Source organism: Brevibacterium daeguense, from assembly GCF_021729135.1.
Taxonomy (GTDB): Bacteria; Actinomycetota; Actinomycetes; order Actinomycetales; family Brevibacteriaceae; genus Brevibacterium; species Brevibacterium daeguense.
Genome location: NZ_JAJTWW010000056.1, coordinates 1 through 301 on the forward strand (window position 1 = coordinate 1; position 301 = coordinate 301).

The following is a 301-nucleotide window of genomic DNA, read 5'->3' on the forward strand; positions in this document are numbered from 1 at the left end:
CACTTGCGGTGAACGATGCCGGGGCCAGACTCTTCGTACTCATCCTTGGTGATCCACATGGACTGGAAGGTGGACAGAGAAGACAGGATGGAACCACCGATCCAGACGGAGTATTTACGCTCGGGAGGAGCAATGATCTTGATCTTGATGGTGGAAGGAGCAAGAGCAGTGATTTCCTTCTGCATGCGGTCAGCAATACCAGGGTACATGGTGGTACCACCAGACATGACAATGTTGGCAAACAGATCCTTCCTGATGTCAATGTCGCACCTCATGATGGAGCTGTGGACGGTTTCCTGAA

Annotated in this window: 1 protein-coding gene; it reads right to left on the reverse strand. The window is 51.8% G+C overall.

Annotated features, from left to right (window positions below):
- The coding region (locus tag LXN01_RS16575; RefSeq protein WP_236866857.1) for an acetate and sugar kinases/Hsc70/actin family protein at positions 1-301 on the reverse strand (301 nt) is incomplete at both ends.